Consider the following 26,270-nt stretch of genomic DNA (forward strand, 5'->3'; position numbering starts at 1 on the left):
AAACGAATAGAGCTTTCTATTACAGCTAACCCGCCATGATTTGATACAGCATGTTGTGCGTTAGTTTTACTCTTCTATAATATCTGGCTGTTGGGGATAAGAGGTAAGTAAGCCTATTAATTTAGGTAAATACCATTCGCGGCAAAGGTCTTCATACATAGTACCCAGATTGGTTAGTTGATGCCATAAGACGATTACTTTATCTTTAATAAGGTCTAATTCGATATCTTCTTGCAAAAGAAGGCTCTTAATACTTAAAAGGTCTTTATGAGCTTGAGGCAAAACAGCCCACTCATTATGCTTCCAAATATCTATTTCTTCAATTTGAGAAATAAAGTAGAGTAGCTGAGTTATTATCTCGTCCTTTTGTGGAGAATTGTCTTTTACAATTTCGTCTCTGTAAGTCCAGATTGGATAGTCTTTATATCCAAACAGATACCCAATTTCATTTTTTTGATATGAAAACTTAGAAAAACCAGCAAGCAGTTTGGCTCTCTTGCCATAAAATCTTAAAGCAGTAGTTGCTATATCAGCATCAGACAATTTGTTAAGAACAGGAATTGTTAATGAAAGAGATTTTTGCTCAACGTATTTTGGTTTTTTGGGCAAAATGATTTTATCAATGTAATCGTTTAGGCAAATAAAGTATACGTTTTCGCTACTTAAATCAACAACAAACAGTAAAACAGACACACTTGCTCCTAAGGATTGAATGGTGAAAATTGAATTTGTGTCAAGAATATAATTAACAACATCCAGTTCTGTGTGCCTTTGTTTATTTTCACTCCACGCCCCTTTAGCAACATTTCCAACATCATAAATAGTCTCCTTCTTTATATCAATTGACTTTACAGATTTGACTTGAACATATATGAACTCGCCTAATGTTTCTGCTACATCCTCACTAATTTTATCGAAAAGTTCAATTACAACATCAATACCGTAGTCTGGTCTGTTAAACTCTCTAATCACCCAGTGATCAGGTATTTGACGTTTTATTATCTCATACGATTTATCCTCCATTACATGTTGAAGCACTCTCTGTTTCTTTCTGGCTAGCATGGGCTTATATTGCTAATTTCTTCTGCTGATTGAATAAATCGACACCTGAAACTTTAGAATATCTCTCGTTAAGTCTCTCTCTAAGATTAAACAACCTACGCTCTGAAGAATCGACGATCTGAGAAAATAAACAAATTTGTACTTTCCCTATTTCTACTTTGTTCTCATTTTCTATGGATTGAATAGGTTGAACTTTTTCACTGAATGATTCACCAACTACATATGCGTTAATGTATGGGTTTCCTATTAAAGTCCCACAATTCATGAAATCTTCAACATATCCCACAGCTTGATTCCTTTCTCCTCTTCCTAACTTGAAACCACCACGTTTGAGTTCAATAATCAGTATTTTTTTAATTGAGCTTAATCCATTATCATGATCAAAGTCAGTCGTGCCCGTGATGGAAAGTAAAGATTCTCCCATTACAACAATGTCTGGCCTTTTACGAGGGTTGTTAAAAGCTCCTTTATCAATTTTTTTTCCAAATACTTTATCTACGGTAGTTTGTAGTTGACTATTCGATGAATATTCTGGCGAATCATATTCAGGGCCGAAAATCCATCTTGCATTAGCCACTAAAGGATGTAAAACATGAAGTTCGTCTACAGTCGGGTCATTGGCTAATTTTCTAATTGCCTCTATAACGGATATTCTCTTGTCGATCTCGTCCAATACTGTAAGCGCGTCTTTGACACTCCAATTATCCAATAACGTGTTTAGACCCTCTACGTCCTCATTAGATAAATTTGATAGCTTTAAGAGCAATTGGCTGCCACTTCTAGTTTTTTCAAGGTTCAGCACAGTCTCTACAGCTAATGAAATTGAATCTTGTCTTGCTGTTGGATTTGTGATGGAAATGTGCTCTACCGCTTCATTAAATTCATACTTAGCTAATGGACTTAGTTCATTATATTCTTTTTTGTAGTTAGTTCTGATTTGTTTTGTCGTTTCTTCAATATTCTCTTTGGCTATTTTGGAAAACATTGTTTGGACAGTTTCATTGATCTTATCATATACAGGATTCATTTCCGTAGCTGATTTAAAGCCCGTCCAGTCTTCTTTAATATATTCAGCTAAATCTTTTGTTTGAACAACAACAGAATATCTTTTTGCTTCTTTTGATCTTCCATCTAGAACCATATTGTGTCCGATAATCCATGAAGGTTCACCTACCAATCTACCACTTTGCCAAATTGCTATACCTTGATATAGTGTTGATTTTCTAGCTTTTTTAGAGTCTATAAGGTGGATTTGCAGTTTTACATCATTTATATCAATTACGTCGGATTCAATTAACCCCTTATGTTCTTCAAGTTGGATCGTTTGTTTATTTATTGAGACTATAAATTTCGGATCGTGTAAGAATCTGGCAGATAATACTTCGAGAATATGTTCGGCTCTTGGCAGGTTTTTTTGAACAACTACTTCCAATCTGGTTCCAGCTTTTGTAGATTTATTAAAAGTCTCATTACTGATGATAAAAGGTTGCTTTTCACTTTTTGTCGTTATTGTAAATGTTGACTGAGAACCTTCCTTATTGGTTATTACTTTATACTCATGGTTGAAGCAAAGTAAGCCGTGTCTTCCAACACCATTTCTGCCATAGGCAAATCGATTTAATTCTAAGCCGTTCGGGAAAACAACCATTTTACCTTGATGCCTTAGTCTATTGTAACCCAACTTCATCCAACGGGAGTAAAACTCTTCTTTAGTTAAACCTATTCCATTGTCTTCAATAGTAATTTTTTCACCTCTATTTTCAGGGATGAAAATATCCACATAAGTTGCACCTGCGTCCCAAGCATTAGCTACAAGTTCTGTAAGTGCTATTTCTGGTTGACTACCTAAATTACCTAGTGTTCGAATTAGGTAGTCTTCCTCGAATAACGAACCTTGAATTATATTTTTGTCTTTATTCACTGATTAGGTCTGTTTTATGACGCACATAATGTGTGTTATCCACTATATGTCACATGGTTGTTTCACAAATCTAGTTGATTTTTAATGTTGACCAACTTAGAAGATCTAAAGTGTATTTTTCTTCTTTCTATGATTGTTGAATTGATTCTGAAATATGGCTATCCAGTGAGTGTACCATGTTTTGTGCTAAATACGTAGGTCGTTAAGTTCTACTTATTACGAGATAGTGAAGTGTTAATAAAAAGAAAGCAAACATATAAGCGTGTTATTGAACGTGTATATGTGTTTAATAAAACGCTTATGTAGGACTTAGAGAAACAAAAAAAAGGATCGGCAACGCCGATCCTATCATTCTGCGGTAGCGACCTTAGACATCTACCAGTTGGGTTTGTTGTTTTTTATGAATGAGTCTGGAGATACGGCCTTCGATGTTTACATAAGCCCGAACCTCATCCGTAGCAATATCGGCTACAATAATCTGTCCGATCTCATCGGTAAAAGCAGCGTACAGCTCCATTTTCAGCATCGCTTCACACTGCTTGGCGTTGTCGTCCGTCGGTGTGAGGTAGTGTACTGTGTCGCATTGGTATCTATTGATGATGAACAAATGCATCAAAGTCATCAGACGCTTTTGTCTCAAGTTCTCTCTGAACATGTTCTGATCACGTATCGACAATATCTGTCGTTTGTTTCTATCGGTTACAGAGGTGAAAACCAAGTTGGCTACTTTTTCTTCGCCAATGGATAACGCCAATTCCATCACTGTCGATCCCGGTTTGTGTGGTCTCAGTTTTATCTGAATGTCATCCTTGATTTTGTAAAACTCAGCCCATTCAGTAATCCACTGATCGAGTAGGGTAGTAGGCAACTCCGTTTGCTTCAGGTGCTGGAACTGTGTAGACCCTTTGCCCATGGCTTTGGTGGTAGCGGTTCTGCCTGAACTTGCCGCCAGTGCACTGTCCAGTCTTGGGCCGCCTACATGCGATTGTGGCGTTTTGTATGGCGAATCCAGGAGTCTTAGCTTTCGCTGAACTCTGGCCAGGGCTAACATGCCTTCGGTCTGGAGCGAGTTGGCAAATTCATCTGAAGCCAGTCCGTCGATTTGGTGACCGCCATAAGTGATGAAGTTGAACACAAAGCCCAGCTTGCCCAGCTCTGATGGGAATTTGGACATTTCTTCTTCGGTCATGCCTGTCGTATCCCAGTTGAAAGATGGCGATAAGTTGTAAGCCAGCATTTTGTCCGGATACACTTCGTGAATGGCATTCGCAAACTTGCGAGCATCTTCCAGATCAGCGGTTTTGGTTTCCATCCAGAGGATGTCTGCATAAGGTGCTACTGCTAGTGATTTCGCAATAGCGAACGGAATACCTCCTTTGGCTTGATAGTACCCTTCTGGAGTACGAGCGAGATCGCAATCCCATTTTACATTTACACCCAGTTCGTCGGCTTTTTTACGTGCTTGACTGAGAGAAGCAGTCGCGGCAAATTGCAACCATTCCTGGTGGCACATCTCAAATTCATCGCCTTCTTTGCTGCATTCTTCTATGTGGTTGGCCACTGCACACCTAAAGGTGGTAACGCCCGCGTTGGCTTCCCAGAATTTCACAAATTCAGCAGATATTTGGTCATAGGCGGGTTCGAATAGACTGGCATCGTCGCTGATCAATTCGGCTTTCAGCTGCGTCAGCAGCGAGGCGAAAGGGGCATTCAATATCCATTCACGCGCAGCGATTCGGTCATCTTCGCCTACTTGATACAATTCGTGTCCTTTGATTTGGGTAGCACCCAATTCACTCAGACATTGCTGTAAAGCAAGAAAAGCATTTTTGTACGAAGGCACGTTCAGATTGGTAGCACCAAGAACAAACGGCTGATCTCGCTCATCAGAGATGTTTTCCAACAATGAAGCGGCTTCAGCATCGGTTCGGGCTACGATAATACCGGGAACACCCATCACGTCCAGTTGTAGTCTGGCCGTATTGATTCTTTTGATTTGCTCGTCGCTGGACACCAGTACTTTGCCGCCCTGGTGCCCACATTTTTTGGTGCCGGGTTTTTGGTCTTCGATGTGGTAGCCGGTTACGCCGGCTTCTACAAACCTTCTGATCAAGTTTCTAACGTGAGCATCTCCTCCATGTCCGGTGTCGGCATCGGCGATGATGAATGGCCTGAAGTCAAACTCTTTGGTTGCTTTTCGTTGTTCCTCAGACATTTTCATGCGTTGAAAATGTTGATTGCGATCAGCAGCCATCAATGCTCGTACGATGCCTGCGGCTTCATTCGGTACTTGGCTCAGTGGGTAACTCGCCAGGTCTGCTCCAGGGTCTTCGTCGGCTGAGCCTTTGGCGGAGGTGGCCCATCCACCAAGGTAGATGCCTTCGATGCCAGCTCTTTTCATCATTACGGCCTGGCTGGGCGTATAGGGACCGAATGTAGTGATCTGCTTTTTCTCGTTGTGCATTTCGCGTAAGCGGTTGAAAAACGCCTCAGCAGATTTTTGCGCCACGGTGTAGCTGGCCGGAATCGTGCCTTGTTGCTCGACGACTTGTCTTGGAGAATACAATCGTTTGATGCCTTTGAATCTGGGCTTGTTGAAGTAAGCCTCCATAGCGGCTGTTCTGTCTTTGATCTGTTGGGTCTCGTTTTTCATTTTCTTATGCGTTTATGTGTGTATTGGGTTCTAAGTCAAGATTTTCTGTGAGGCGGTGACCTGTAGAAGTCAACTCGTCATAGTATCTGGAGATGCGCTCTTGCGCAATACTCAGATTATCATTGTTTAAGTTGAGGTTGAGCAAGTCAATAAACCAGGGTCCTTTCACCTCTGAAGTGACGTAGGTTTTCACTATTTCCAGTGAAATAGGCAGTGTGGACTTTTTCGAATCGTCGTGAACGTCTTTGTTGTTGGCATCCAGTAGCTTCTGGTATTCTTCCGTTAACAATTGATCGAAGATTTCCTGGGTGAACAATGCACCATTGTTGAGCGAAAGCTCTTCATCTCCTTCGGTCAGTCTGGCGCCTTTGTGCAGCCACTCCCAGAGTACGCTTAGGCGGATTTCACCGGTGGCCATGTCTTCCATGAGATAAAGAATGTCTTCGTTTCCGAAGAAATCTGCAGGTTTTAATGCCGCTGCCTGAAAGCCTTGCAAAAAGGCATTGCCGTACTGCAGCGCTACGCTCAAAAGGTTTCTACCACCTCTGATGGTCAGTGGGGCATCCTGCAAAGTGATGAGCGCTTGTCGATCTACTTCAGTGTAAGTCAGTGCGCCAAAGTCACGGCCGAGCTGATTGGTTTCACCTATTTCTTCCCACACGGGACGGATGATTTGTACCATCTTCCAGTGCGCCACCCACTTTCCTGAAGCACCGGCTGCTTGTTCTCTTTTGGCTCCAGCTAATGCTTTCTCCATGCTCGCTTTTACTCCAGCTTCAGAGCCTACGGGAATGTTGGGCTCCATGCCGCCTTGCCAAAGACTATAGTTGCCATTTTGATCGGGCGTGTTTACGGCTTTGCGTACGCGATCTTCATAAGCCGCCATATAGGCGTAAGTCATGGTGATGGATTCAATATTTGGATTAATGAAATCATCTATGCCGCACATGGCGTCAGCTACAGCGTTGATGTAATCCCACCTTCCGGTGTTGAATCCTACGAAGTGGGGGCCAAGCGCGGCTCGGATTTCAAGCAATTGGTAAGTAGCCTCCAGTTGCTCTACCAATACATAACACTTGATCGTGCCTGTGTCTAGTCCTAGGTGCTTCTCTAGGCTGGAGAGTATCTTGTTCCAAAAGGCAGCCTCTTGTGCTGTTTGAATTTTGGGTAGATACAGCACAAGTGAGGCGCCTTTGGCTTGGAGGACCTTGTAGTTATTTACTATGAAAAGTGTTGTATCGGTAATAGCCGCAGAGAATGAATCGCCATTTTCCATCGTAATATGGCGGTCGTCCAGGTGTAATCCTCTGGCTCTGAAGATCAATGTGGTGAAATCCAATTGAGTTTTCCAGTCATCAATAATGGATTTGCCCAAAAAGCCTTGTGCCCATTGGTTCATTTCTTGGGCTACCTGTTCGGCGGCTGTCATGAAAGTTTCATCCTTATGAATGGCCAGTTTCAGGTTGCGTTGGTTGTCGAGTGACATGGAGTTGATCTGACCCAAAGCGTCCTCACCATCAAACATCCAGCCATCAGCACCGGATAGAAGGGCATAGGCTACATTTCTAATACTCGACTCGAGCGTAGCGTTGGGTTTAGCAGCCGGACCGGTGCCCTGGATCCATTGTCGTTGCAGATCATCGGGAATTATACTGCCTTCAAAATCTCCCAATCGAATGTCTGCCACCCTCAGGTGATTCGGGCCGATACAGGCCTCTTCCGGTAAAAAATCCAATAATGTTTGATTGGCAATGCGATCAGCTCTGCGCTGATTTCTTTCTTCCATCAAAACCTTCTGTTTGGCATTGAGTGGAGCGAGTGCTTCAAGGGCTTGCAAAACCTCATCTGTGTAAATGTCTTGGTAGGTTAGGAGCCTTTCTGGTGTAATGTATAGTTGTGACATAGTTGCGAATATTTCTTCAAATATATGAAAATATTCTAAAAGCGGAAATTCCGCTAATTAATTTATTTCCTTTTTTTGATTTATTTTAGCTCTGAATTAGAAAAGCACTTTGCATGATCAGCGACAATGACATCGTAAAACTTATCCTCGGTTTCAAAATCAAGCATTTACGCTTGCAGCACAAGGTTTCCTATCAGGAGCTTTCGAAGCAGACAGGCCTGTCAGTTTCCTATTTGAATGACATAGAAAAAGGGAAGAAATACCCTAAACCGGATAAGATCAGTGCTTTGGCGCAAGCTTTTCAGCTAGATTATGATGAGCTGGTGAGTACCAGAGCGGATAAAAAGCTTCGTCCGGTCATCGAATTATTGAACTCCGGGTTTTTTAAGTTTTTTCCATTGGGTGAATTTGGGATTAGCCCGGATAAGCTGATCGATGTGTTCAGTAACTCACCGGATCGCATCAGTGCCTTTATCAGTACCATTCTGAAAATGGTGCGTAGCTACCAAATTGAAAAGGAGCATTTTTATCGTATTGCACTTCGCTCATATCAGGATATGCATGACAACTATTTTCCAGACTTGGAAGAGGCCGTGCACCAATTTAAAAAGGAGATGAAGCTGAAAAACAAACTGCCGTATGGTTATGATCTACTGGCAGATGCCTTAAGGCAGCAGTATGACATCACCATTGATCGGGTGAGTTTGAGTAAGAACAAGAAACTGAAAAAATTCAGATCTTATTACCAAGCCGAAAAGAAGGTGCTATACATCAATGAGGGATTGTCCGAAGGGCAGGAGAATTTTATCCTATCCAAGGAATTGGGCTTTCAATATTTGAAACTCACCGAAAGGTCCTACGAGACTCAGCTGAACAAGGAGGCGTCATTTGACAAGCTATTGAGCAACTTCAAAGCTTCCTATTTCGCAGCGGCCTTGCTGATGGATGCTGATGAGCTGGTCAAGGATATTGAGTCAATAGCCAGATCAACGACCTGGAAGCCGAGTTTGATTGGCAAGTTGCTACAAAAGTATCAAGTGACACCGGAGACCTTATTGCAGCGGTTTACGAACTTATTGCCACATCACTTCAATATTCGTGATCTGTTCTTCATTCGCTTACAAAGCACCAGCGATCTGATCAAATATGACATTACCAAGGAGTTGCACCTTTCACAGTTGCACAATCCTTATCATACTGAGCTAGATGAACACCTTTGTCATCGCTGGTTGTCGATAAGTTCGATCAAAAACATCCGAAGTAAGCAAGAAGATCACTTGATCGATGCTCAGATATCGGAATATTGGCAAACCAATAGTTCGTACTTCTGTATTTCTGTGGCGGAGCCCGACAACTACAAAGGAGATGGAGCCAGTAGTATTACGTTGGGGCTTATGATGACCGACAGTTTGAAAGGAGCTTTCAACTTTATCAAAGATCCTGGTCTTCGTACCAAAACTGTGCATACCACGTGTGAGCGCTGTTCTATTCCGGATTGTGACCATCGAGTTGCTCCGCCGACTTACGCACACAAGCAGCAAATGGAAGAGGAGTTGGAAAAGGAATTGAAAACTTTATAATATGTGCCTATGAAACTTGATAAGATCAAACAAGAAATGATAGAGGTAGGGTTAATAACGCTGTATTTCTTTGTCTGCTTCGCCGTTTTTATGATCATCAAAAAATTGTTGTTGATCCAGTATCAGATTTCTTTTTATGGGTGGGCGACAACGATTGTAGGTGCGCTGGCCATGGGTAAGGTGGTGTTTCTCATTGACAAACTGCCGATGCATCGCTGGCTGCAAAAACTCAGGCCGATTCGAGAGATAACAATCAAAGCGGTGATCTACACAGGAATCACCATAGGTGTTTCCATTTTAGAAAAGACTGTTCATTTCTACCTGAATGAAGAGCCGATGGAGTGGAGTCACCACTTGTTTGGTGAAAGAAAAGTAGCGCTATTTCTGGCTCATGGCATTTATCTCTACCTCTGCTTTGTGATCTTTTACTTTTTCCAATACCTAGATCGACATATTGGGAGGGAAGTTTGGTTTGATAAACTGATGAAGAGGCAGGATTGATTAGTGTTAGGTGAAGTCATCTTGGTAACTACATCAAGAAAGGCGGAATCTTTTTAATTTTTAGAGGGTGGAGGGGTAGATGCTATTATGGTTTAATGGTAGATTATTGTTAGTTGGATTAACTAATAAACACCTTCATTTTCTCTAATGATTCCATAAAACTCTCCAGAGGTTTTTTGTATGACGATTTTGTTGAATTTTTTTTGTCCAACTTGTACTTGTCCGTTTGAGAAAACATAGAGAAAAGTGTTTTTAAGCGTTTTTTTCCAAATGTGTTGTCCTTCATTATCAATTATTGTGACCTTTACTTTATAATTATCTGAAATAAAGTAATCTGGTGATATTGACTTCATTGTCACTGTGACATCTTCGAAAATTTCACCCTCAATATCCATAATTGATACATGCCGTGTTATTTTAGTATCAGTCAAAGGGTTTGATGTTTCTTGAGAAAAGCCCTTCAACGTGATCAATAGAATTGCAACTGTTAAATAGTGCTTCATGACATTTAATGTTTATAATCACAAAATATCAAATTCAATGCCTGATTAATATGATCAAGAGAAAATAGGTTTATTACCTAATATTGGTGATAACAGTGAATATAGTGCATAAATCATTTTTTAGAACATTTGACAACACTAAAAAGTTATTAGCCTGATGTTCGATACCCCTCCTGCGGATTATTTGCCCAAAATCCAGCGATGGTAAGTAGTAGGAAAATGCCAAAACACAACCATCCTGCCGCACTGTAAGAATCCGTACGTGCCAGTGATTCACTAAAAATGATAGGGCCAATCGAACTACCTAAGACCACAAAAGTCATGGCACGGCCAGAAATGGCTCCGAGATAGCGCGTGCCGTAGAACCGTGGCCAAACTACTGAAAGAAATACGCCATAGAGCCCCAGGAGAATACCGTTTCCTGTGATCATTACATGGATCATAAACGGCCATTGATCTAAATAGATCAAACCCACGGTAGCAATAAGTGATCCGATACCTGAGACATACAGTAGGTATTTTAATTTGATATAATCACTCAAACTGCTGACAGACAAGGTTACCAACACTGCAATAACGGACGAGGGAACGAAAATCGAAACTGCCGTGCTGCGATCGTAGTTGGCTGTTTCAAACAGCGACACCACATTGAAGGTAAAGCCTGTCCAGTAAAAGGCCTGTGTGGCCAGCATTAATGCAAAGACCCAGAAAGGAAAGCTCTGCATGGTTTCACTTAGGTTGTATTGCTTTACCACCGGAAAACGATTGGCTTTGGTTTTCTTTTCTTTGTAGTTTCCGTCGGGTTTTAGACCACTTTTCTCTGGGTCATCTCTAAAGAGAAACAATACAATCAACGGAAACCCTACCCCCGCAATAACAGCTATAATCAACCAGGCATCTTTCCACCCATAGTCCAGAATGAGCATTTCGAAGAAAACTGGTGCGGCGGAAAAAGTAAGAGAAGTCACCACATTGGAGAATCCCATGGCAAAACCTCTGCGCTTCTCGAACCATTTCATCATCATGTTGCGAGAAACCAGCGTGAGTGCCCCTTGTCCAGTAAAACGCAACGATGCAAACCCTACATACATGATGAGGAAATTGCCCACTCGGCCTTCGAGGAAGCTGGGGAGATGTGCTTGAATAACATCCGATTTACTCATAAAGACCAAAGTAATCGCCATACCAATGGCAGCCATGATGGCTATCGGTCGTACACCGTATTGATCATATTTTATACCTACCCAGGTCAGCATAGAGGCACTGGTCACCGTGCCACACATGTAGGCAAAACCCAATTCACTGCGACTCATATTGAGCGCATCGATCAGGCTGTCGGTAAACGTAGACACTCCCATCGTTTGCCCCGGAATACTCATGCAGATGCCTATCGTGCCCAGTACGATGATAGCCCAGCCATAGTAAAAAGGAGTTTTTGCAGGATGGAAGGGCCAATTGGCGAAGGGTGTATTTTTAAGCATAAGGGAGATTATACGGATGAGCATAAAAAAGAGGTTCAGTCAAAAGCGACCCGTCATTGCGAACGGAGTGAAGCAATCTTAAAGTTCGAACGGTGTTCTAGGCTTAAGATCACTTCGTTGCACTCGTGATGACGAATGCTAAACTTTTGAGTGAACCTCTAAAATTATTTTTTGACTTGCTTACAAGTGCACCGCTTCTCCATACGCATCTTCCACAGCATCTTTGATGGCTTCAGACATGGTAGGGTGAGGGTGAACCGCTTTCATGATTTCGTGCCCTGTAGTTTCTAGCTTTCTAGCTACCACGGCTTCAGCGATCATTTCTGTTACGTTGGCTCCGATGAGGTGACAACCCAACCACTCGCCGTACTTGGCGTCGAAGATCACTTTTACGAAACCTTCTGCGTTTCCGCCAGCTTGTGCTTTTCCAGAAGCTGAGAATGGGAATTTACCTACTTTGATTTCGTATCCAGCTTCTTTAGCCGCTTTCTCAGTCATGCCTACAGAAGCAATTTCTGGAGAGCAGTACGTACAGCCAGGGATGTTGCCGTAGTCCAATGGCTCTGGAGATTCTCCACAGATTTTCTCCGCACAGATTATAGCCTCAGCAGATGCTACGTGAGCCAGTGCAGGGCCATGAACGATATCACCAATAGCATAAATACCTGGGATATTGGTTTTGTAGTAATCGTCAACCAGGATCTTGCCTTTGTCAGTCATCACACCTACATCCTCTAGTCCAATACCTTCGATGTTAGAAGATACACCTACCGCAGAAAGTACGATGTCTGCATCGATTACTTCTTCACCTTTCTTGGTTTTAACAGTCACCTTGCAGGTTTTGCCTTTGGTGTCTACAGAAGTTACTTCAGATCCAGTCATGATTTTCATGCCTGACTTCTTGAATGATCTGGCCAACTGCTTAGAAATGTCTTCATCTTCTACTGGAACTACGTTTGGCAAGTACTCTACGATGGTCACTTCCGTGCCAATCGAGTGGTAGAAGTAAGCAAACTCAACGCCGATCGCGCCAGAGCCTACAATGACCATTTTCTTTGGCTGCTTAGGTAAGCTCATAGCTTCTCTGTAGCCAATGATTTTTTTACCGTCAATTGGTAAGTTTGGCAGTTCTCTTGAACGACCTCCAGTAGCTACGATGATGTTGTCGGCGGTATAGTTTTCAGACTTGCCTTTGTCGTCTGTAACTACTACGGTTTTATTGGCAGCTAGCTTACCAAACCCAAGCAACTGATCGATCTTATTTTTCTTGAAAAGGAACTGGATACCCTTACTCATGCCATCAGCAACACCACGGCTTCTTTTTACCATGCCAGAGAAATCCGCTTTGGCGTCCTTCACACTGATACCGTAGTCTTGCGCGTGAGAAAGATATTCAAATACCTGTGCACTTTTTAGCAGTGCTTTGGTAGGGATACATCCCCAGTTGAGACAGATACCGCCGATTTCAGCTTTTTCTACTACTGCTACTTTTTTTCCTAATTGAGATGCTCTGATCGCAGCTACATAACCACCCGGTCCGCTACCGATCACGATAAGATCATATTTGTTTGCCATAATTTTTTCTTTGTGGATAATCAATTGGCTTGCCCGTCAGCCTCAAAATCTAGCGCAAATTTAATCGCTTTGCTAAGACAAAAAAACTTATTTGTAAAGTCCGAAGCTTAGAGTCGGATGTTGGAAGAAGCAGAGTAGTTTTTGCAACAAACTTCTGACTTTGGACTTCTTGCTACCCAATCCTTCAACTGCTTTTTGTTAGAGAGATGATAATCCTAACGTCACTGCGAGGAGGCACGACGAAGCAGTCTTGAGCTTGAATACAGGCTTGTCGTTATTGGACGTTTAGGTAGTTGAAGAATAAGATTGCTTCGCTGTGCTCGCAATGACGGTGTTAGATTTCACTCCATCCACTCAAACGCACTATGATAAGCGTCGATCTCGTTGGTGTAGTCCAGGAATTTTTCATAAAAAGGATGCTGGCCTATGGTGGCACTGTCGCCGATGACTACCAACTTTTTCCTGGCTCTGGTCAAGGCCACATTCATTCTTCTGGTATCGGCTAGAAAGCCAATCTCTCCATTTTCATTGGAGCGTACTAAACTGATATAAATGACATCGCGTTCCTGCCCCTGGAAGGAGTCGATGGTATTTACGGCCAGTTTGTTGGCGGTGGATTCATCCAGTTCCATCGCAGCCAGTTGCTCCTGCATATTCACCACTTGCGCCTTGTAGGGGGAAATGATACCTACACTGGTTAACTCGTCATTCTTTTCCATGGCGTCCAAAGACATAAGGTAGTTGGTCAGGTGTCTGAAAAGTAGATCAGCTTCTTCTTTGTTGAACGAACTTCTGGTTTCGGGGTCTACCTCTTCAAAGTAGCCGCATCCAGCGGTATCGATAAATTCTACAGTTTGATCTTCTGAAAATACCTTCCAATTTTTTACCATATCATTGGCGATGAGCTGGTCTTTGTAGAAGAGTCGACTACTAAAGTTCATGATTAGCTCATGCATACGATACTGCTCCTGCAGCATAGTGTCAGCCTGGTTTCTTTGAATGGCTTTTTCAAAGAGGGTCACTTCCAGTCCGGCCTTGGCAGCTTCGAAAGACTTGATGGTAGGAGGTAGCTGGCAATGATCACCCGCAAAAATCACACGGTTAGATTTGAGGATTGGAATCCAGGAAGCCGGCTCGAGCGCCTGTGCGGCCTCATCGATAAAAACGGTTTCGAATGTCATGCCTTTTAGCATCTGGTTGTTGGCACCAACTAGTGTACAGGCGATCACTTGCGATTTGGAAATGATATCATTGACGATGTAATAATTGAGATGCTCTGCTTGAGCTTTAAGTGTTTTTGCTTCATCACGAAGGGCCTTGCGTTGCTTCTTTTCAGAATGGCCAAAGTTGCGCTTGAATTTGCCAGCCATGGCAAAATACTCCGCTGATTGTTTTCGTAGCGCCTTCAGGTCTTTATAGTCCTTGTGGTTGGCAATTTTTGCGTCTAGCGTTTTACTGAGAATTTCTTCAGTTACTCGAGCTGGATGGCCGATTCGAAGCACTTCCACTTTTTGCTCACCCAGTTTTTCAGCGAGCAAATCCACGGCAGCATTACTCGGTGCACAAACCAACACCTGATCTTCAGACTTCAAGGTTTCCAAAATGGCCTGTACCACGGTAGTCGTTTTTCCGGTACCGGGAGGGCCGTGGATGATGGCAATATCTTGTGCATTGTGAATTTGGTACAGTGCAGCATTTTGGCTTTCGTTTAGTCCTAGATCACGAATGGTTTCATGGTCTGTAAACTGTGCAGCTTTGTCTCCCAGGAGTATTTTTTTGAACTCCGTCAGGCGATCCTCTTTGGTGTTGAGCAGAGCGGTGAGGGTACGCTCCATTTCGCGATAAGCGTTTTCATCGAAGAGCAATTGCACGCCCAGCTGCCCATGATGCAACCAAGTTGGGAGTTCGTCCACATTCATGGTGATGTGCATGTGGGTTTTGGTCACGTTGTTGACCACGCCATTTACCGCATCGTCATAATCGCCTTGGCCGCCTGCTGCTGAAAACAAGCTGATCAGTTTTCCGGACTGAAAGAGGTGCGCATCTGTATGCTCAGGTGGTCTTGATATTTTTACAATCAGCCTTTCACCGGCATCGTACTTGGTTTTTTCCAGATTGATAGGGTACCAGCAAACGCCCTGTTTTCTGCGTTCTTTGAGCGAAGTGCCGGCCATTTTTTGGCGATACTGCTGAAGATCGGCGTCTTTTTCCTTCTTAAGAAGTATAAGTAGGTTTTTGAGTTCTTCCTGAATGTCTTTCTTCGGCATGAGCTAATCAATCTATTTGGCGAAGATATATTGATTAACCGCCAGTAACTAAAATAGTTTTAGAGAATATGTGCTCCAATCAAGGCTCGAAAAAGGAGACGTCAACATAATCTGATAGTCCCGACCCATCATTAAGTGTAACAGTGATTCGAGCTGTGCTAGATGATAAACCAGACAATAATCCGGTATCGCTGACATCAATCGCCTCTGAGTCATCTGATTCCCAGGTTACCAAGGTATTTGTAGCGTTTGAAGGAGTAAAAGCTAGGTATAGCTGCATGCTAGATTCGATATAATCAAGAGAAATAGATTTTCCTGCAAACGGTAATTCCTCATCATCCACAATTGTTACGCTGGTGGCTGTGACGGTCACATCAACAAAAGCTGTCCCGAAAGTTCTAGTTTCATTTTCGGCCGTAGCCCGAATTTCCAGATCGCAGATTTCAGGTGATACTCCTGTTACTAAACCAGTAGCAGATACGGTAGCATAGTCTTCTGGAATTGCATCACAAAATGAAGTAAACCTTACAGACCAGGTTACATTTTTATTACTGGCATTTGTCGGTTCTACCATCGCAACCAATTGTTGAGTTTCTCCGGCTTCAACAGAAAAAGAAGAAGGATCAATCGTAATTCCAGTGACAGGTACATACACAACGAAAAGATCTACTACAGCAGTAAAGTCGCCATCCTCGGTGGTGGCTACGAGAGCTAACCCACAAGCATCACACTCGCTAATACCAGTAACCACTCCGGTTTCAGCATCGACCGATGCATAGGTCTCGGGACTTCCTTCATCTTCAGTTAATGTCCAAACTACATTCTTGTTAGTTGCATTTTCTGGACTAATCGTTGCCTCCAGCGAACCCGTTTCTCCAATGTTGACAGAGAGTGAGCTTGCACTCAATGTAATGCCGGTAACGGCCACACTAGTGATGGTGATTGTAGCGCTGGCAGAAAAATCTCCTTCTTTTGAGGCTGCAGTTACAACCACACTCCCGGCAGCCACGGCAGTTACCAACCCCTCTTCAGAAACGGTGGCAATGTCGGTGGGCAATTCGTCCTGTTTTTTTGCTTCAGAAGGAAAGGAGACTGACCATGTGACTCCCTTTTCTGTGGCATCGTCGGGAGTAATGGTAGCGGTGAGTTGCAACTCTTCGCCCACTTTTAAATCGGCCTCGGATTTGTCTAAACTGATGCCGGTGACTGCAATCACCTTTGAGATTACAGTTACATCTATGGTAGCTGTTAGATCTGTATTGACTTCGGTGGCCACTATTTGGGCTGTGCCTACCCCAACAGCCGAAAGCACAACGCCACTTACTGTGACAACCTCATCGTTGGAAGTAGTAAAAGACACAATGGCTTGATCGGCATCTTCGCCTTCAATAATCAAATAATCATTTAGATCGACGGTGGTACCTTCTACTACTTCAACAGACACTGCGTCGAAAGTCATACTGGTAATTTTGATTTCGGGGTCGTCTTCAGTACATCTGACGAGAATAGTAGTGATTGTGAGTAGTATTAAAATTGAAAAGAAATGATTTTTCATGATTGATAAGTTCTTTGTGGACTCTACAGAATTATTCTTACTTTGATCTAATGGCATTCTCCATACAGCGTGAAATTGTTTTGAAATGCAGTGGAAATTCCGGATTCATCATTGGCAGTGACCGTGACTGTCACCGACACGTCATCTGTAAAAATGTAACCTTCTTTATGTGATACTAATCCAGTTTGATCAACCTCGAAGGCATCATTTTCTTCAATACTCCAAGTTACAGATTGATCAGAGGCATTTGGTGGGCTTACGACAACACTAAACTGAATATCATCACAGTTTTCGATTGCATCACCAACTTCAGTATCTCCATCAAAAACAGATAGAGATGTGACAAGTTGGATGACATCAAAAGTAGCGCTAGCACTGGGTCCGTCAACTGATGTAGCAACTACAGTCAATTCGTAGCAACCTTGGTTTTCCACGCCTGTAACCAAGCCATTTTGATCAATAGTAGCATATACAGGTTCTGATGCGAGAGATCTGCAGTTGGAGCTTGACTTTTCAATTGACCAAGTCACTTCTTTATTTGTGGCGTTTGCAGGTTCTGCAGTGGCTTCAAGTTGTTGAGTTTCTCCCACATTTACGGAAAATGATCCAGGAGTTATTGTTAGGCTGGTCACTAATTGATTAGTTATTGAAATGCTAATGTTTGCGGTAAATTCACCGTCTAAGGTCTTTGCTGTAACCACCACATCACCTAGCGCTTTAGCTGTGACTAGTCCAGCTTCACTTACTGTTGCGATGTCTGTGGGAACGTCTTCAGAGGTGCTGCCATCGGAGGGGAAAGATACGATCCATATGACTCCTTTTTCAGTAGCGTCTTCTGGAGCAATAGTAGCTGTCAGCTGGAGCTCTTCACCCACTTTCAACTCGGCTTCAGTTTTGTCGAGACTGATGCCTGTGACAGCTACCACCTTAGGAATGACAGTCACATCTATGTTAGCCGTTAGATCAGTATTGGCTTCGGTGGCCACTATTTGGGCTGTACCAACTCCAACAGCCGAAAGCACGACGCCACTAACTGTGAAAACCTCATCGTTGGAAGTAGTAAAAGTTACGATGGCTTGATTGGCATCTTCGCCTTCAACAATCAAATAGTCATTCAAGTCAACTGTGGTACCCTCTGTCACTTCCACAGATGCTGTGTCGAATGTGAGGCTTGTGATTTTGATTTCGGGCTCATCATCGGTACACTGCACCAAGAACCCAATGGCCAGAACAAGGCCCAGGAGGGAAGTGATTTGCTTCAACATGAGAATGGGTGGTTTGCTTAGTTGTATAATTTAGTGAATTTTCATCAATTTTCCGAGAAAAATAGATAGGGAGGCACTAGTAAAGTCTCTTGTTAGGCACACTGAATCAACTCTTATGTTAGAATCAACAACATTCTTGAAAGGGGTTGCCATTTTAATCTTTTGAATTAGATTTACCTTATATGCTAACAAAGTTTGGGGTTTTAGTAGCAACTATTTGGGTATTTGGTTTGACTGAGGTCGTTGCTCAAAAGCAGGATTCAACAGTTGCTAAGGAGTTCAATAAGTGGGAATTTAGGATTAGCCCTTTCTTCTGGTATATAGGAATCGAAGGGCAAGTGAATGCACCTCCTAAGCCGTCAAATATACCTGAAATTGAGCCAATCATAGATATCGATTTGGATTTCAAAGATATCTCTCATTCGATCAAGTTTGCCATGATGATTTCAGGTGATTACCGAGGAGATTGGCTGGTGAGTAAATTCAATTTCATGTCATTAATTCTTGACACGGATGCCGTAACTTCTAAAGAAATATTATTGAAAGATGTCAATCTGAAATTTCATTATTTCAGTGGAGATTTAGCCTTCGGCTATTTGTTTTTGGATAGGCGTAAGGTGGATATGGAAATTTTTGGCGGAGTAAAAATTGCCAGCGTAAAAGCACGTATCAAAGGTACTGTTCTGGTATTTCCGATGGAAGGAGAAAGGCACTCCATTTGGTTTGACCCCATGGTCGCCTACAGGGTTCGATATTTTCCTATTCGGCGCTTGGAGATTATGGGTTATGCAGATTATGGTTTAAGGTTTTGGCAACATCAGGCCTATCAGCTCAATACCGAAGCTGTTTTTCACTTTTCAAAACTGTTTTACATGTCATTGGGCTATAGAGTTTGGGGATTACATGCAGACATAAATGATGCTGTATATTCAGGTAGATTGAAAGGTTGGATATCAAGAATTGGATTTCAATTCTAATCAAAGAAATTTATTAGGTCGGTGATTTTCTCTAAGGAGTGAAAATGCTCGTGTTCGATCTCTCTATCCACATGTTCATGAGCCCAGGTGACATGATAGGGGATGTGAAAGGCCGTGCCACCCAATTCCAACACAGGTAGGACATCAGATTTGAGTGAATTGCCAATCATCACAAACTCTTCCGGCTGAATCTCCAGCCTTTTCAATAGCCGCCGATAATCATGTTCTTTCTTTTCGGACATAATTTCGATATGATGAAAGTACTTGCCCAGTCCTGATTTGGTTAATTTTCTATGCTGATCAAGTAAGTCTCCTTTGGTGGCCAATACAAGCTTGTATTGGCCGGACAAATTCTGAAGGACACTTTCCACATCATCGATCATCTCAACAGGCATTTGAAGTAATTCTTTGCCATAGTTGATGATTTTTTCTATGTCTTCCACTTTGATCGTTTGATCCGAAATTTCCATGGCGCTTTCAATCATTGACAGGGTGAAGGCTTTGATTCCATAGCCGTATAGATCCAGGTTTTGCATTTCTGTTTTAAACAGCTCTTTGGCTAGACTATGTTCGGGCAAATAGCCTTCTAGCAAGGCATAAAACTTCTTTTCGGTTTCCCTAAAATAAGATTCGTTGTGCCAAAGCGTATCGTCGGCATCGAATGCGATGATTTTTGGATTCATGGGAGAAAGTTAACTACAGATAGAGCATAAAAAAAGACCAGTAATTAACTGGTCTTGAAAAACTAATTTTTTATGAGTTAGCAGCCATTATGGTTGACGACTATATCTATGGTATCTGTAGCGCCAGATCCATCATCTGCTGTGACAGTAACTTTTATAGTGGCGTTTATCTCGGATGGGGCATTTGGCCCGAGGGAAATTACCCCGTTTTTATCTACAGGTAATATGTCAGGACTTTCTGAACTCCAGGTAACGGATGAGTTATACGGAAAGATAGCGGTTATACTCACTCCTAAGTCGTAGGACCCGCATCCATGCCAGTCTATAGAAGTCGTAGGCTCTCCCGTATCATCTAAAATATTTAGCGATTCTACTGGATTGGTTACGTCAAATTCAACTGTGGCTGCATTATCCAAATCTGGATGATGCGCTCTCACAACTAAATTGTTATTGCAGTCATCAAAGAAAGAATTTAGTGCTGTAAGTAGGCCATTTTCGTCAACCGTTGCGTAAGTGTCAAAATCAATTGAACTTAACCCGCACAGGTCAGGAACACCAGTATGTGAAATATCCCAGGAAGATATCACAGGATCAGAGGCATTTTCAGGTTCTATTGTGTATTTTATTTGGCGAGTGTTTCCTTTAAATATATTGAAGAGTTCAATGGGGTCAAGAGTAATTCCTGTGACGGGAATATAGCTAATAGAAACATTGATATAGCTGGAAACTTGCTCGTCTGATGAAGTAGCTCTAGCGATGAATGCGCATTCGTCACATCTTTGAATAGCTTTTAACAATCCATCTTGTGTAATTTCTAAATAGTTGCTGGCAGGATCTGCAGCTTGAGTTCTTCCTGCTGTGGCGTCGTAATCTATCGACCAGTTTACATCTTTAAGTGTAGCGTTTTCTGGTATTATGGTAGCTGTTAATTGCGCCGTCTCATTGACATTAACATTGACGTTTTCCGGAGAAATAGAAATCTGAGTCACTGCTACGTTTGTTATGGTGATACTTGCACTAGCTGTAAATTCTCCATCTTTTGTTTTGGCGGTCACAACCACCTCTCCAGCAGCTAGTGCTTTTACTAACCCTTCATCAGAAACTGTAGCAATGTCAGTAGGATTGTCTTCTTTGTTTTTGGCTTCGGATGAAAAGGCCACACTCCATGTTACGCCTTTTTCTGTAGCGTCGTCTGGGGCTACTGTTGCAATTAGTTGCAGCTCATCACCAACTTTCATGTCGGCGGTTTCTTTGTCGAGCGATACGCCTGTGACGTCCACTGTTTTGGCTACTACTTCCACAGGCACAGAGGCAGTCAATTCTGTGTTTGCTTCTGTAGCGGTCACTGTGGTTGTTCCGGGTTTGACGGCTGTCAAAATAAATCCATCAACACTAAATATAGTTTCGTCTCCCGAAGTAAATGTTATTTGAGCTTGATCAGCATCGGATCCTGAAATGACCAAAACGGTATCGAGGTCTACACTGAAACCCTCGGTTACAATCACTTTGTCTCCATCAAATTTGATGTCTGTAATGTCTACTTCTGGCTCATCTTCCGTGCAGGCAAAAAGCACGGCTGAGGCCAGAATGGTGCTGGTTAATAGTCTTTTTAATTGCTTCATGAGTAATAAGGTGTATTTGATTTATTGCACAATTTAAAGTTTGATTTGATATATAGGAAGATTTATCGACGATATAAGGGCAAAAATCGACGATGATGACCTTGCAATCGATGATTGCTGGCTGGTTTGCCTTCTGTTTTTTAAAAAAATCAATAAAATTTTCTTTTCTCATAATACACTGACATAGGGCTGTCAGTGAGGGGTGTTTCATTTGTATCAAATCAAATTCAAAATTTAAACTTTATACAAATGACCGATCAAGTGACAGAGTTGGTGATTTACAAAATCAAACCCAATCAGGTGGAGAATTACCAAACGAAAATTATTCATCATTTCAGGGAACTGGTAAAAAGCTTTGATGGCATGCTAAACTATCAGACCTATCATGCTTTAAGAGAAGAGGGACTTTTTGTTGACCAAGTGGAATGGAAGAACCTGGAATGCGCAGAATTTGCAGCCGAAAAAGTAAAAGAGATGCAGCAGGATGAGCTTTATGCGCCGTATTTGTCTGCATTCGACGAAGTCAAATTTTTCTTACATGTAAAACAAGTAGCCTGATGGAAAAGATCAATTTAATCAAAGAATATCCAGCGTATTACAGAGCAAAAAGTCAGCCTGTAGAACTAGATGTAGAACCAATCAACTGCCTGACAATTAGCGGGATTGGAGCACCAGATGGAGAGAGTTTTCAAAGTAGTATTGGAGCTTTATATGCCGTCGCTTATACGGTGAAAAAGTACTGTAAATCAGATAACAATGATTTTGTTGTTCCCAAGTTGGAAGCCTTTTGGTGGGTAGAAGATGGGTTGGTGTTTGATGAAACGCCACAGTCCGATTGGCATTGGCAACTTATGATTCGCATGCCTGAGTTTGTCTTTAATGACCATGTGGATCAGGCTGTTGAAGAAGTAATCCAGAAGAAGAAGGTGGTGTTGGCCAACGAAGTTCAACTGAAGCCCATACATGAAGGGAAAAGTGTGCAGGTCTTACACAAAGGTTCGTACTATAAAGAAGAACCAAGTATTACGAAGATTATGGAATACATGAAGCTGAATGGATTAGAAATGAATGGACATCATCATGAGATTTATATTTCGGACCCTACAAAAACTGCTGAGGAAAAATTGAAAACAATTATTCGCTACGCCGTTAAGTAATTCGGTCGATAGTCCATAGGCTCATAGTCTATCGACTATCGACCATTGACCATAAACTAACAAAACATGCCTGAACCACTTAAAAACGAATACAACGAATCCTTCGTCAATAAATTGGGTGATTTACTTGCTGAAAGAGACGAATCGTTCAATCTGGATGGTTTTGTCTGCTCCATAATCAATGACAACTGGGAAGATCGAGAACTCAAAGCTCGAATGCGGCATATCACGAACATGGTTCATGCGCACTCTTCTCTGGATTATCCAAGTCAGCTTAAAATCATGACCGAAATATCAATAAATTTTGGTGGATTGGTCGGGATGACCTTTCCAGACTATGTAGAAGTTTATGGTTTAGATCATTTGGAAGAGTCTTTAGAAGCTATGTATGAAATGACTAAGTATTCATCTTCCGAATTCGCCATTCGTCCTTTTATTGTAAAATATGAAAAGGAAGTGATGCAATCTATGCTTGAGTGGAGTCAGGATGAAAATGAGCATGTCAGACGGTTGGCCTCTGAAGGTTGTCGCTCTCGGCTTCCATGGGCAATGGCCTTGCCTGCGTTTAAAAAGGACCCTAGTCTAATTCTGCCCATTTTAGAAAATCTCAAAGCCGATGATTCTTTGTACGTACGAAAAAGTGTGGCTAACAATATCAATGATATTACAAAGGATAACCCTAAAGTAGCCTTAGTATTTTGCGAAAAATGGTACGGAAAGAATTCTAATACCAATTGGATTGTCAAACACGGATTGCGAACACTTTTAAAGAATGGGAATAAAAGGGCACTTCAAATTATTGGGTTCAATGATAAAGCTAAATTCAGGGTTCCGGATTTTAAGCTTTCAGATAACAAGGTGAAGCTGGGTGGCGATATAAAAATTGAGTTTCAAATATTGAATCTTGAATCAAAAAGTGCTTTTGCTAAGGTGGGCTTTGTGGTGTCCTATCAAAAAGCCAATGGTTCGTTGTCAGATAAGATTTTTCACGTTACCGAAAAGGAGTTTGACTCCGTGAATTCAACCACTTTCAATAAGAAACTATCCTTTAGGGATTTAACCACAAGAAAACATCATCCAGGTTTTCACAAAATAGGGATTCTGGTGAATGGTAAGAAACTCGCGGAAAAGGATTTTGAGCTATACAATTAACTAACTTTATATAATGACTAAACTCAGACTTTATTTATCGATTAATTATGCATTTTCCGCATTGAGCGGTTTGGTAATGTTGTTGTTTTCAGAGAAACTCAATCAGATTTTTCAATTGACCGATCCGCTATTGTTTCCGATAATTGGAGCCAACTTACTGGTGTTTGCTGGATTTGTTTTTTATGTCACAGGATGGCAAATAGAAAAATCAGGACTTGTGAAGTTGATTAGCTTGTTGGATGCCGGCTGGGTACTAGGTAGCTTGGCTATAATTCTATTCGGCCCTTTCGGAATTAGCACAATTGGCCTATGGATCATTGGGATTGTAGCAATTTGGATTGGTTTCTTAGGTTTTAAGCAATATTCGAATTTGTGAGACAAATGAAGATGGTTTGTATATTTGAATCAAACTTAGAAACATGTCAGACGGAACCATCAGGAAAAACATACAGGTAGGTGCAGAAGTAGAAATCGTTCAAAAACACCATCAGCGCACCGGAGAGCTTACGAACGGCATTGTTAAACGGTTGCTTACCAAATCTCCGAATCATCCCCACGGCATCAAAGTACAGCTTGATTCTGGTGAAGTCGGCAGAGTGAAGCATGTTCTATCAGAGGAATCTTAACAGAGTTTCAAACCCTTTTAAGGTTAACTGAGGGTTAATACTCATTTTTAGGTATTTGCATATTGACTAATGTCTTTCATCTTTGAAAGGGTTAAATTGTATTTGTAAACTTAAAATGTAGAGCTGCCTTAGGGCAATACCATGGTGCATCAAGCCAACTCGCTAAATACAGAAATGATCCTGATACTGGGTACCAGTGGCATGTTTTTGCTTACCACTGCCATTGTGCTGTTTATTTACCTTTATCAGCGCAAACTCCTCAAAAGAAAGTTGGAGTATCAGGAAATTGAGGATTTACTAAAAAAGCAGGAACTGAAGTCGGCCTATAGTATACTCGAAGGACAAGAACGAGCTTATAAGCAAGTAGCAGAAGAGTTACATGATAACCTGGGAAGTATGCTTGTGACCTTAAATATGCTCTCTGATACATTGCCTAAAAAATCTGATCCAGAGTCTTTAAAATCCTTGGCAGCGAAGATTAGTGAAATTGCAGCTCAGGCCACAGAAGCCACCCGTAAAATTTCGCATAGTTTGCACTCTGGTTTACTGAAGCATTTCGGACTTGGAGCAGCCATAAATGAATTAATTGGAGCACTCAATGAATCGCAGACAATTCAAGTAACTAGTCATATCGATTTGGGTGAGGAGATGGACAGTCAAACCAATGTACAGGTATACCGCATTGTTCAGGAATTGTTAAACAATACGTTAAAACATGCTAGAGCAAGTACGATAAACATCGATTTGACTCTGGCTAGAGATCATTTTACACTTATTTTTGAAGACAATGGAATTGGATTCGATACGAATCAAGCAGACAATGGGTTAGGATTGAAAAACCTGAGGTCTAGAGTAGATCGAATGGACGGGCATTTGACCATAGAAAGTAATAAAGGAAAAGGCACCACGACTATAATCGAATTACCGATATGAACACAATAAAAGTATTAATCGCAGATGATCATTCGATTGTCATGGAGGGCCTTCAGGTCGTACTGAGTGCCGAGGAGGATTTTGATGTGGTGGGTACTGTGCTTGACGGTGAGAAAGTATTGCAATTCGTTGCCAAACAAAAAGTAGACGTAGTTGTCTTAGATATCAATATGCCGGTGATGGATGGTATCACCTGTGCCAGAAGGCTCAAGAAAGAATATCCAGATATTAAGATTATCATTCTAACCATGTATCCTCAGAAGTCATTTGTGGATGAAATTGTTAAAATTGGTATCGATGGCTGCTTACTGAAAAATAATACAGGCAAGGAGTTGACCACAGCCATTTATCGCGTGATGAGTGGTAGCCAATATTATGATCGTCTCAAAAATTTCAATTCTTCAGAAGAAGAGGTGAGGCAGTATAAACTGAGCAGTCGAGAGTTGGATGTGATCAAGCTAGTAGCCGAAGGACTCACCAGCCACCAAATAGCCGATCGTTTATTCATTTCTGAACTCACCGTACAAACACATCGCAGAAACATGATGCGTAAGCTTGACCTAAAGAACAGTATGCAGGTGGTACAGTTTGCTAAGGACAACGAATTGATTTAGTTAACACTTTCGACCTTTACTGCAATCCAGCAATATTTATTTGTAAATCAGTTTTGTAATCTCCCTCAAAAATTTTAGCTAAAAGGGTAAGGTGTTTTTTGTTCCTCTTGGAAAGTGCCAGTGGTTTATTCTGTTTGATTAAAATATAATCTATAAATCAAAATAACATTTTGATAATAACAAAATTTCGAAATAAAATTGAATTGTAGTTCGCGGGAGCAATAGTAATCATTGACTTTT

The 26,270-nt window shown here is 41.7% G+C and carries 22 protein-coding genes; 10 read left to right on the forward strand and 12 right to left on the reverse strand.

Annotated features, from left to right (window positions below; all coding sequences use genetic code 11):
• Window positions 1-66: 66 nt before the first annotated feature.
• From ACOQO5_RS18895 to ACOQO5_RS18910, 4 genes are all read right to left on the reverse strand, one after another.
• Window positions 67-1,062, reverse strand: coding sequence for a DUF4365 domain-containing protein (locus ACOQO5_RS18895; protein WP_420583250.1), 996 nt, complete (start codon window positions 1,060-1,062; stop codon window positions 67-69).
• Window positions 1,063-1,066: 4 nt separating this feature from the next.
• Complete coding sequence (locus ACOQO5_RS18900; RefSeq protein ID WP_420583251.1) at window positions 1,067-2,983, reverse strand: ATP-binding protein; 1,917 nt, start codon at window positions 2,981-2,983, stop codon at window positions 1,067-1,069.
• A 367-nt stretch (window positions 2,984-3,350) separates the two neighbouring features.
• A complete protein-coding gene (locus ACOQO5_RS18905; RefSeq protein WP_420583252.1) occupies window positions 3,351-5,636 on the reverse strand; it encodes an isocitrate lyase/phosphoenolpyruvate mutase family protein in 2,286 nt (761 codons plus the stop codon).
• A 4-nt stretch (window positions 5,637-5,640) separates the two neighbouring features.
• Window positions 5,641-7,539: a malate synthase gene (locus ACOQO5_RS18910; protein ID WP_420583253.1), complete on the reverse strand. Its 1,899-nt coding sequence runs from the start codon at window positions 7,537-7,539 to the stop codon at window positions 5,641-5,643.
• Between the two features lie 113 nt (window positions 7,540-7,652).
• On the opposite strand from ACOQO5_RS18910, the gene ACOQO5_RS18915 reads away from it, so the two are divergent.
• Both ACOQO5_RS18915 and ACOQO5_RS18920 read left to right on the forward strand, forming a co-directional pair.
• Entirely contained in the window at window positions 7,653-9,119 is a 1,467-nt protein-coding gene (locus ACOQO5_RS18915; protein WP_420583254.1) for a helix-turn-helix domain-containing protein, read from the forward strand.
• 9 nt (window positions 9,120-9,128) lie between these two features.
• Window positions 9,129-9,620 carry a hypothetical protein gene (locus ACOQO5_RS18920; RefSeq protein WP_420583255.1) on the forward strand — a complete coding sequence of 164 codons (492 nt, stop codon included), beginning with the start codon at window positions 9,129-9,131 and terminating at the stop codon, window positions 9,618-9,620.
• A 122-nt stretch (window positions 9,621-9,742) separates the two neighbouring features.
• On the opposite strand, the gene ACOQO5_RS18925 is transcribed toward ACOQO5_RS18920, so the two are convergent.
• The 6 genes from ACOQO5_RS18925 to ACOQO5_RS18950 all read right to left on the reverse strand — a co-directional run bounded on the left by ACOQO5_RS18925 (window position 9,743) and on the right by ACOQO5_RS18950 (window position 18,266).
• On the reverse strand, window positions 9,743-10,123 hold the full coding sequence (locus tag ACOQO5_RS18925) for a hypothetical protein (protein WP_420583256.1): 381 nt from the start codon (window positions 10,121-10,123) through the stop codon (window positions 9,743-9,745).
• A 149-nt stretch (window positions 10,124-10,272) separates the two neighbouring features.
• Window positions 10,273-11,604 carry an MFS transporter gene (locus ACOQO5_RS18930; protein WP_420583257.1) on the reverse strand — a complete coding sequence of 444 codons (1,332 nt, stop codon included), beginning with the start codon at window positions 11,602-11,604 and terminating at the stop codon, window positions 10,273-10,275.
• A 180-nt stretch (window positions 11,605-11,784) separates the two neighbouring features.
• Window positions 11,785-13,179 carry a dihydrolipoyl dehydrogenase gene (gene lpdA, locus ACOQO5_RS18935; RefSeq protein ID WP_420583258.1) on the reverse strand — a complete coding sequence of 465 codons (1,395 nt, stop codon included), beginning with the start codon at window positions 13,177-13,179 and terminating at the stop codon, window positions 11,785-11,787.
• A 341-nt stretch (window positions 13,180-13,520) separates the two neighbouring features.
• Complete coding sequence (locus ACOQO5_RS18940) at window positions 13,521-15,446, reverse strand: AAA domain-containing protein (protein ID WP_420583259.1); 1,926 nt, start codon at window positions 15,444-15,446, stop codon at window positions 13,521-13,523.
• 79 nt (window positions 15,447-15,525) lie between these two features.
• On the reverse strand, window positions 15,526-17,001 hold the full coding sequence (locus ACOQO5_RS18945; RefSeq protein WP_420583260.1) for an Ig-like domain-containing protein: 1,476 nt from the start codon (window positions 16,999-17,001) through the stop codon (window positions 15,526-15,528).
• Window positions 17,002-17,048: 47 nt separating this feature from the next.
• On the reverse strand, window positions 17,049-18,266 hold the full coding sequence (locus ACOQO5_RS18950; protein ID WP_420583261.1) for an Ig-like domain-containing protein: 1,218 nt from the start codon (window positions 18,264-18,266) through the stop codon (window positions 17,049-17,051).
• A gap of 182 nt (window positions 18,267-18,448) precedes the next feature.
• Between ACOQO5_RS18950 and ACOQO5_RS18955 the strand changes: the two genes are divergently transcribed.
• Window positions 18,449-19,243, forward strand: coding sequence for a hypothetical protein (locus ACOQO5_RS18955; RefSeq protein ID WP_420583262.1), 795 nt, complete (start codon window positions 18,449-18,451; stop codon window positions 19,241-19,243).
• Here ACOQO5_RS18955 and ACOQO5_RS18960 read toward each other — a convergent pair.
• Window positions 19,240-19,926: an HAD family hydrolase gene (locus tag ACOQO5_RS18960; RefSeq protein WP_420583263.1), complete on the reverse strand. Its 687-nt coding sequence runs from the start codon at window positions 19,924-19,926 to the stop codon at window positions 19,240-19,242. The genes ACOQO5_RS18955 and ACOQO5_RS18960 overlap by 4 nt on opposite strands.
• Window positions 19,927-20,003: 77 nt before the next feature.
• A complete protein-coding gene (locus ACOQO5_RS18965) occupies window positions 20,004-21,548 on the reverse strand; it encodes an Ig-like domain-containing protein (RefSeq protein WP_420583264.1) in 1,545 nt (514 codons plus the stop codon).
• Window positions 21,549-21,797: 249 nt separating this feature from the next.
• On the opposite strand from ACOQO5_RS18965, the gene ACOQO5_RS18970 reads away from it, so the two are divergent.
• The 7 genes from ACOQO5_RS18970 (at window position 21,798) to ACOQO5_RS19000 (ending at window position 26,030) form a co-directional block, all read left to right on the forward strand.
• On the forward strand, window positions 21,798-22,106 hold the full coding sequence (locus ACOQO5_RS18970; RefSeq protein WP_420583265.1) for a hypothetical protein: 309 nt from the start codon (window positions 21,798-21,800) through the stop codon (window positions 22,104-22,106).
• Window positions 22,106-22,705, forward strand: coding sequence for a GyrI-like domain-containing protein (locus tag ACOQO5_RS18975; protein WP_420583266.1), 600 nt, complete (start codon window positions 22,106-22,108; stop codon window positions 22,703-22,705). The genes ACOQO5_RS18970 and ACOQO5_RS18975 overlap by 1 nt, the downstream gene beginning before the upstream one ends.
• A 66-nt stretch (window positions 22,706-22,771) precedes the next feature.
• Window positions 22,772-23,857, forward strand: coding sequence for a DNA alkylation repair protein (locus ACOQO5_RS18980; protein ID WP_420583267.1), 1,086 nt, complete (start codon window positions 22,772-22,774; stop codon window positions 23,855-23,857).
• Window positions 23,858-23,870: 13 nt separating this feature from the next.
• Complete coding sequence (locus ACOQO5_RS18985) at window positions 23,871-24,233, forward strand: hypothetical protein (protein WP_420583268.1); 363 nt, start codon at window positions 23,871-23,873, stop codon at window positions 24,231-24,233.
• A gap of 43 nt (window positions 24,234-24,276) precedes the next feature.
• Window positions 24,277-24,483 (forward strand): YwbE family protein, encoded by a 207-nt coding sequence (locus ACOQO5_RS18990; RefSeq protein ID WP_420583269.1) that lies wholly within the window; start codon window positions 24,277-24,279, stop codon window positions 24,481-24,483.
• Window positions 24,484-24,657: 174 nt separating this feature from the next.
• Window positions 24,658-25,416, forward strand: a complete 759-nt coding sequence (locus ACOQO5_RS18995; RefSeq protein ID WP_420583270.1) for a sensor histidine kinase — start codon at window positions 24,658-24,660, stop codon at window positions 25,414-25,416.
• On the forward strand, window positions 25,413-26,030 hold the full coding sequence (locus tag ACOQO5_RS19000; protein ID WP_420583271.1) for a response regulator transcription factor: 618 nt from the start codon (window positions 25,413-25,415) through the stop codon (window positions 26,028-26,030). Before ACOQO5_RS18995 ends, ACOQO5_RS19000 begins: the two co-directional genes overlap by 4 nt.
• The last annotated feature ends 240 nt before the right edge of the window (window positions 26,031-26,270 follow it).

The organism is Reichenbachiella sp. (assembly GCF_965223055.1).
In the GTDB taxonomy this organism is placed as follows: Bacteria; Bacteroidota; Bacteroidia; order Cytophagales; family Cyclobacteriaceae; genus Reichenbachiella.